Genomic DNA, 7,384 nt, shown 5'->3' on the forward strand with positions numbered 1-7,384 from the left:
ATGCCATCGGCCTTCGACCCCGCGGCGTTCGCCGGGGCCGCCTGCGACGTGACGCTCCCCGACCGTCCCGCCGGACACCGTTTCGCACGGCCCGAACACCCCGCATCCGCCCATGCCAAGCGTCCGATCACCACGCCCGGGACGGGGCACCTGACGTTCCAGGCGGCGAGCGGCTCACCGACGGTGACCCTGCCCGACCGGCCGGTGCACACGCTCGCACCGCCGGCCCGCCCGCATCCGGTGCCCGCCCGCCCCCGTCCCCAGGCGGCACCCGAACCTCGCCGTACCGAGCCGGCCCCGGCCCGTCCGGAGGCGGCACCCGCCCACTCCCACCGGCGGACCAAGGACAGCAAGAAGGACGACGGCAAACGCGACCTGCCGCCCACCCGCGCGGACGCGATGCGCGTCACGGTCCTGATCCCGGCGCACAACGAGGCCAAGCAGATCACCGAGACGATCGCCTCGCTGCGCCGCCAGGAGCGTCCCCCGGACCACATCGTGGTGATCGCCGACAACTGCACCGACGCCACCGCCGCGTTCGCGCAGCTGTGCGGCGTCGAGATCGTCGGGACCCGCGGCAACAAGCACAAGAAGGCCGGGGCGCTGAACCAGGTCCTCGACCGCCTCCTGCCGATCTTCGGCCCGGACGACGCCATCATGGTGATGGACGCCGACTCGGCGCTCGACCCCGGTTTCATCCGGCACGGCGTCGAGTACCTGGCCACCGGCCGCTACGCCGCGGTCGGCGGCACCTTCACCGGCAAGCCGGGCGGCGGCACGGTCGGCATGTTCCAGCGCAACGAATACGCCCGGTACGCGCGGGACGTCCGGCGCGTGCAGGGCAAGGCGCTCGTCCTGACCGGCACCGCCACCATCTTCCGCGCCGCCACCCTCCAGGAAGTGGTCGCGGCCCGCCGGGCCGAGCGCCTCCCCGGCCTCCCCCACGTCTACGACGTCCGCGTCCTGACCGAGGACAACGAGCTGACGCTCGCCATCCTCCATCTCGGCTTCCGCATCCTGTGCCCCCCGGAGTGCACGCTCACCACCGAGGTGATGCCGACCTGGCGGGAACTGGGACAGCAGAGGCTGCGCTGGAAGCGGGGCGCCCTGGAGAACCTCCTCGACTACGGCTGGACGCCGATCACCCGCCCCTACTGGGGACGGCAGCTGCTCTCCCTGATCGGCATCCTGGTGATCGTCGCCTATCTGTCCTCGCTCGCCTACTCGGCCATCTGGCTCGGCGGCATCAAGATCAGTCCGGTCTGGGCCGCCGTCACGTTGATCTTCATGCTGGAGCGCGTGGTGACCGTCCGGCAGCGCGGCAAGCTGCAGATGGCCCTCGCCGGCACCATCGTCGTCGAAATGATCTTCGACGTCTTTCTCCAGATCGTCCAGGCCCGTGCCTTCTGGCAGGCCGCCTGGCGTAAAGAAAGGAAATGGTAGGTCATGTACAACACCCCACCCATCGGTGGCATCGCCGCCGGTTTCGGCGGAGCAGCCGCGGCCTCTCCCTGGCTCGGCGTGCAGGCCCTCTGGATCGGCCTGGCGCTCTTCACGCTGGTCTCCGCCGGCCTGGCCGTGAAGCGGATCCTTCCCGCCCGCAAGGGCTGACGCCCTTGGAAGGCCGGGGTCCCGCCCCCCGGCCTTCCTTAGGTGACCTTGGCGAGTTCTCGGTCCGCGGTGACGACCGGTTTCGGCGCCGCCACGGGCAGCAGCTCGGCCAGGCGGCCCAGGCCGGAGAGTCCGGGGAGCACGGCGCCGTCCGGGCAGACGACGGCCGGGACCACCGGCGTAAGGCCCTGCCACTCCGCACGCCACCGCTCGATACGGCGCTGACCGGTCACCGTCAGGGGTCCGCCGAGCACGCTGACCGTCGCGCCGAAGCGCCGCTCAGTCCCAGAGGCGACACGGCCGGCGTCCACGGCCATCATCAGGTCGGGGCCGTACCGGTGGTCCAGCGCCGACGCCTGCGGATACATCAACTCCGCGACGATACGGCGGATCTCGTACGGGCTGCTCACGTGACGTCCGTCCACCCAGATGGCGCGAAAGATCTCCCGCCGCACCTCGTCGGCCAGACCGTCGGTCAACGCCTCGGCATATGCGGCCACGGCCGCGCCGGTGTTGCTGACCACCGGTGGCGGCGCCTCCGGCACCGCCTCGCCGGGCCGTGAAACCTCGGCGATCTCCCCCAGCTCACGGGCCCATTCACCCTGCGCGGCACCTCTGGGGGTGCCGGTGAGCGGCAGCCGCGGATCATGCTCCACGGCCCGCCACTCAATGCCGGACCCGCCTCGCCGTACGAACTCGTCCACACGCAGGCTCGCCAGGTAGGAGTAGGGGCAGTTGAAGTCCCCGTAGACGATGTAGGCCATCGCGCATCCCTCCTCAGCGACGCCCGAAGCTATTTATTACAGTTTCTACTAGTCAAAAAGAAAAAACCATCCCCACCTGGTGTGACCCAGCTCTCGTCCCTGACTCGGACACGCCCAGCCGCCAACGGCCCCACCGTCCCCACGAGAGCGACCCCCAACAACCTCACGGAAGAGGCGTGGCCCTCAGCCGGGGGACTCAGTGCTCCGCTGCGGCGACCTGCCAGGCGATGCGCCGGGCACCACCGGCACGACCACGGCCAGAAGCGAGACGACCTCGCGCACAGGGAGAGAGACGGCCTGGCAGAGCGTCCTCCACTTCCACCTGCACGTCGTTCCCCGCTACACCCTCCACGGACCTCATCGCTCCCTGGACCACGACCGAACTCCCCCTGAAATCCCTCCACCCCTGGCCGATTTCATCCGCGCCGAAACCACCAACTGAACCCCACCGTCAACATCCCAGCCCCCGAAGTCGCCCGCCACGCCGGCCACGGCATTGAAGTGTTGCTTCGCGTCCACGCCAGGTGCATCGACGACCATGAGCAGACGTGGAACGGCCGCATCGACAACGGCCAGGAACGACAGAGCGCATCCACCATGTTCCGTAACTGCTCCGTGCACACCCGGGACCTGCGGGCCCCAACGAGAACGGCCCCTGACAGCGTTGATGCTGGTCAGGGGCCGTTCTATGTGGTGTGGCGGGTCCAGGATTCGAACCTGGGTAGGCTAAGCCGACGGATTTACAGTCCCACCGCCCAACTCCCCTGACCTGTTGGTTCTCTCCCTTGAAGCCCGAACTCGGCACGCATTCGGCAAGCCGCCTCCGTTCCCTGGGCCTGCCCAGCGTCGAGCCACCAACAGCTCCACCGCCCCGCTCGTGGGGCGGGAGACCATGAGGCCCAGTACCGCACCGTGCAAAGCGGTCCCAAGGTTAGTCACTATGGTCCCTCATGCGAGCAGGCACGCACATGTAAACCAGTAACATCATCCAGGCGTCTCAATAGAGACAACTATGTCGTTCCCGTCAAACAGAAAGGCAAAAAATGCGTGTTAGTGTGGAGCTTATTGAGGCAGCATGGGTGCCCAAAGAACGCCCCCAAGATGAGGCAATTAGCCTTGGAGTGGCATGGATAAGGGAGCAAGCCGCCAAGCGAAACACCCATCCTCTAGTCGTCGCAAATACTCACGCGGCCAGCCGAGGAGTACCCGAACTGGGGCAGTTCGAGGCGACCACTCCTCAATCGCGCAGCGGATACTCAAATAGGCCAATTCTAGCCTTCCTTCCCACCGGAGAAACGCTAGCCGTTGCTCAACAATACGCCCAGCGGTCTGCGCTTTGCGTCATTGAGGGGTCATTGGCACCAGTCATCGAATGGGCGATCGAAACCAAAGCCAAGAACCTCAGCGACCCAACCGAGACTCCAGTTTCATCTATTGCACCAGAACTAAGAGAGCAACTAAATGCCATCGAGCTCTTTGGTGGAGGCAACGGCTGGGCCGGCGCACATGAGAAGGAAGACGCTCGTCACCGTTTGCATGAATTTCGAGGTACTGGGCCCCTCGACCCGGACGCCATTGGCGCATACATGCTAGGTAGAGGACTTACTGACACGGCTTATAAAAACATACGCAAAATAGTGCTCGAACTTAATCGCTGACGAAATGTAACAAACTGGGCGCAGCTAGGAAGTTCCTCGAGGCTGCCCGAAGCTGGGCGACTAGGGGGGTGCGCGCATGGTCGGAGTCGTTGCCGCTACCGCTGTTAGCCGGACACGGCCTTGACGAAGGTCACGCGCTGCGCGTCGCGATTGGGAAGGGCCCGATAGTCGGCATCCAACCAGGTTGCTTGTGTGTGCTGGGGGTCGGTCTCCCACCATTGCGAGTACCTGGCGGCGCTCTCAGGCAAGGCCGCGCCGATCACCGCAGAGATCTCGGCGAATGACATCTCGATGTATGGGCGGCCGTCTGACCGTAGGTGCTGCGCTAGCCGCTCATACTGCTCACGTCGAACCACCTGACCATCATCGGTTATGGAGTCTCGGAAGTCAGGGTGGTACGCGGGGTGTCGCCAGGGGCGTCTCGCTGGCGCTCACGTGGGCATCGCTCCAGGGGGTACGCCCGCGCGAACGGCGAGGTGGTGTGATAGACCGATTCGCGCGGGCGTGCCACCTGGCTCGCGGGGGGCTGGGGGTCGCGAGACCCCCGCTTCGCGCACGTTCAACCGGTTCTCGATCGAGGTCACCATGCTGGCCTTGGCAAGCTGGCGCCTCCTTCGAACGGCAGAGGCCCCTGGGGAAACGATCCCCAGGGGCCTCCTACGTGATGCACACCGCCTGCGGCAGAGCGCAGACCAGCGTGACACTCTCACCATAGAGCATTCCCGGGCGCTGCGCTCGGAGCCGCGGGGTAGTGGCGCCCGAACCAGCTCAGTGAATGGCGGTTGTCAGTGTGGGGTCTTGGTCAGTTGTATGGACCGAGGAAACGCTCCCCATTGAAATGAATCAAGTGTGATGGGTCGCCGGCACACCATACCTCTGTTTCCCACGCAATCTGTTGGAGGTACTTCCGCATCTCCTTGCGGTCAGGGAAACAAGAAACGTAGACCAGTCCCGGTATTGCACCCTCGAATAGGGACGACATTTCACGGCGACGCTTAGCATCGACTGGGCCATGAGATGAGGCAGCTTCGAGAACCACGAGCCAACCCTTGTCGGCCATGTACACGATAAGATCGGGCATCTTGCCATGTTCATCGACCGTCACGCCGAGATCTGCGAGTCGTTCTTCCTGGAACAGCGCCCACTTCGCGTCTGCGTCCCCCACGTAAAGGACTTCAGCGCCCGGAGTGAAACGCGGGCAAAACTCTTCAACCATCTGCTTAAGCAGTACGTTTTGCCCACCCGGAGACAGAGTGAACGGCTCTCCGCTCGGCAAGGTAACCGGGATGCGGTTCATCTCCCGCGCTGCTGCGTATTGGACAATCAGACCCGGCACCCTGGCGATGTACTCGGCCAGGGCTCGATCGAATTCGGCTGTGCCGTATCGCTGGATCACCGCCAACGCTTCTGGCGTGACCTGATAATTCCACTTGGGTGAGTTGATGGGGCGGTCTGGTCGGTCCGGGTTCTGCTGGACGAGCAGCGCCTCAGCGAACTGGTGGAGCGTGGACCGGCGGATCGTCTCGCGAGTGTTAGCGGCATACGCCCGGCCGTATTCGTCGCGCATCCAGTCCATGATGGCCCTGGTGCCGAGCATGGGGTTAGAGGCGTCCGCCCAGGTGTCGCTGGGGCCCATGCGTAGTAGGGCCAGCAGGGTGAGCGCAGAGCGCTCGTTCGAGCGCTCGGAGTCCATCTGGAGAGCGGCGAGGAGACGGCTGGCTTCGCGGATCTTGTCAGTCACACAGCTGTGTCTACCATGTCCAGGACCTTGTCAACGAGGGTGTCAATCTCATGCTGTATCGGCAGCCGTTCAGGGGCTAGCGCTCCCAACTGGCGCAGCGACTCCCGATCGGGGAACCGCATTGTCCGCAGGTCGGTCGCGTTCACCTGCGTATGCCCGGAGAAGGTGCGGAAGAACTTGTCGACGAGGGAGGAGTTGAGCCACATGGAGAGACCAAGAGCCGTGTCCCGATCCAGACCAAGGCCATTGACGTGAAAGACATTCACATGGTTCTCGAAAGCCACCTTTCCAGGTGTCTGCTCCGGTGACCAGACAGCGGCGACGATACGACGTCGCTCTTCCTTGGCAGAGAATCGTTTCACTACGCAGTACCATCCCTCGGGGAGCAACATCTTTGCGTCCTTGTCGGTGATGGGCTGGAACCACTGCGGTTTCCGGATCTCTCTGGGCCAGACCACTAGGCCCTCACGGACGTTGCCGGGGTAGATCAACGGTACGGCGCCGTCTTCGGCTTGTGTCAGGAGGCATTCCCGCGACCTGAAGTCCACTACCCGCCCGGTAGAGACTTTGATTCCGAGTGACGCGAGGGTGTCGGGAAGAGACAGCATCCGTTCGGCAGTTTTGGTGTCCTCCTCGTTGGTGGCAATCCGAATGAACCGGTGCGGGTCATCTGGATGCACAACGTCCGAGTAGGGCACATTACGGTGGGATGCCTCCTCCTCATGGCCGGCGCTCGTGGAAAGCATCACTTGATTGCGTGTTCCCCCTTTCGTGCCAGAGAAGATCACGTTTTCTTGGAGTACGCCAGTGTCAGCAAAGACGGTTGAACGCGATTCGAAGACGTGTACCCGATCTAGGGCCAACTGATCGAGCAGGTAGGACCGAAAGGCACCAAAGTAGGGACCGTTGCAGAATGACCGTGGAGTGATGGCCACCAACTGACCGCCCTGGCTGAGCGTGGCCGTCGCCAGGGACAAGAACGCGGCGTACAGGTTGGGCGCGTCGGCTCCCTTTGCGCGGACCGCAGCGCGGTCAGCTGAGGAAGCTGCGAGCTTCGCGTACGGGGGGTTCTGGATGACCAGATTAAAGCCCGAGAGTCGCTCGTCCTGGTCTGTGCCTGTCGAGGCGGTGATGAAGTCGGCGTCGATCACGTCACATGTCACGCGACCGTCTCCGGCGGCGGTACAAGCCTCAAGAGTGTCCGTCAGATATGGCAGCACAGTTCTGTCACGCTCGACTGCCACCACATGCAACGCCAGGTTGGGCCGCTGGTCGAGAACACGGGCTACGAGGGCGGCGGACAGGATGCCCGACCCCGCGCCAGGATCGAGAACCCGTAGGCAGCCTTCCTCTGGCAGGTCGGGCATTGAGGCGATGAGTGCAGCTGCGCGGGCGGGTGTGAAGAATTGACCTAGGGAGTCCTGGGTCTTTGGATCAAGGCCAGTGAGAGCGGCTACTCGGTTCCGCTCAGCCTGGGCGAGGAGGTCATGCACCACGAAGCCACGCTAGCGCAACGCCTCCCCCTCCTTGACGTCCCTGGGGAAAGCTGAGAGTGGTAGGCGGCGTGGCGCGCCGGGACCGGCCCGGAGAGGCCGCACGCCCGGTGCGCC

General features: G+C 64.5%; 7 protein-coding genes and 1 tRNA gene. 3 read left to right on the forward strand and 5 right to left on the reverse strand.

The window, feature by feature from the left end:
* The gene (locus AF1_RS08745) at nucleotides 1-1,443 is read left to right on the forward strand and encodes a glycosyltransferase family 2 protein (protein ID WP_084262632.1); all 1,443 of its coding nucleotides are present in this window, start codon (nucleotides 1-3) and stop codon (nucleotides 1,441-1,443) included.
* A 3-nt stretch (nucleotides 1,444-1,446) separates the two neighbouring features.
* Nucleotides 1,447-1,611: a hypothetical protein gene (locus tag AF1_RS34185; protein ID WP_157419154.1), complete on the forward strand. Its 165-nt coding sequence runs from the start codon at nucleotides 1,447-1,449 to the stop codon at nucleotides 1,609-1,611.
* A 38-nt stretch (nucleotides 1,612-1,649) separates the two neighbouring features.
* On the opposite strand, the gene AF1_RS08750 is transcribed toward AF1_RS34185, so the two are convergent.
* Complete coding sequence (locus AF1_RS08750; RefSeq protein ID WP_067794842.1) at nucleotides 1,650-2,375, reverse strand: DsbA family protein; 726 nt, start codon at nucleotides 2,373-2,375, stop codon at nucleotides 1,650-1,652.
* A gap of 691 nt (nucleotides 2,376-3,066) precedes the next feature.
* Nucleotides 3,067-3,199 (reverse strand) — tRNA-Tyr (locus AF1_RS34190).
* Nucleotides 3,200-3,730: 531 nt separating this feature from the next.
* Here AF1_RS34190 and AF1_RS34195 point away from each other — a divergent pair.
* The gene (locus AF1_RS34195) at nucleotides 3,731-4,033 is read left to right on the forward strand and encodes a hypothetical protein (RefSeq protein WP_131732483.1); all 303 of its coding nucleotides are present in this window, start codon (nucleotides 3,731-3,733) and stop codon (nucleotides 4,031-4,033) included.
* 104 nt (nucleotides 4,034-4,137) lie between these two features.
* On the opposite strand, the gene AF1_RS08755 is transcribed toward AF1_RS34195, so the two are convergent.
* From AF1_RS08755 to AF1_RS08765, 3 genes are all read right to left on the reverse strand, one after another.
* Nucleotides 4,138-4,389, reverse strand: coding sequence for a DUF7662 domain-containing protein (locus tag AF1_RS08755; protein ID WP_067794845.1), 252 nt, complete (start codon nucleotides 4,387-4,389; stop codon nucleotides 4,138-4,140).
* 446 nt (nucleotides 4,390-4,835) lie between these two features.
* Nucleotides 4,836-5,774, reverse strand: coding sequence for a BsuBI/PstI family type II restriction endonuclease (locus AF1_RS08760; RefSeq protein WP_067794848.1), 939 nt, complete (start codon nucleotides 5,772-5,774; stop codon nucleotides 4,836-4,838).
* Nucleotides 5,771-7,270: an Eco57I restriction-modification methylase domain-containing protein gene (locus AF1_RS08765; RefSeq protein WP_067794851.1), complete on the reverse strand. Its 1,500-nt coding sequence runs from the start codon at nucleotides 7,268-7,270 to the stop codon at nucleotides 5,771-5,773. The genes AF1_RS08760 and AF1_RS08765 overlap by 4 nt, the downstream gene beginning before the upstream one ends.
* Nucleotides 7,271-7,384 lie beyond the last annotated feature (114 nt).

It is taken from the genome of Actinomadura formosensis NBRC 14204 (assembly GCF_001552155.1).
Taxonomy (GTDB): Bacteria; Actinomycetota; Actinomycetes; order Streptosporangiales; family Streptosporangiaceae; genus Spirillospora; species Spirillospora formosensis.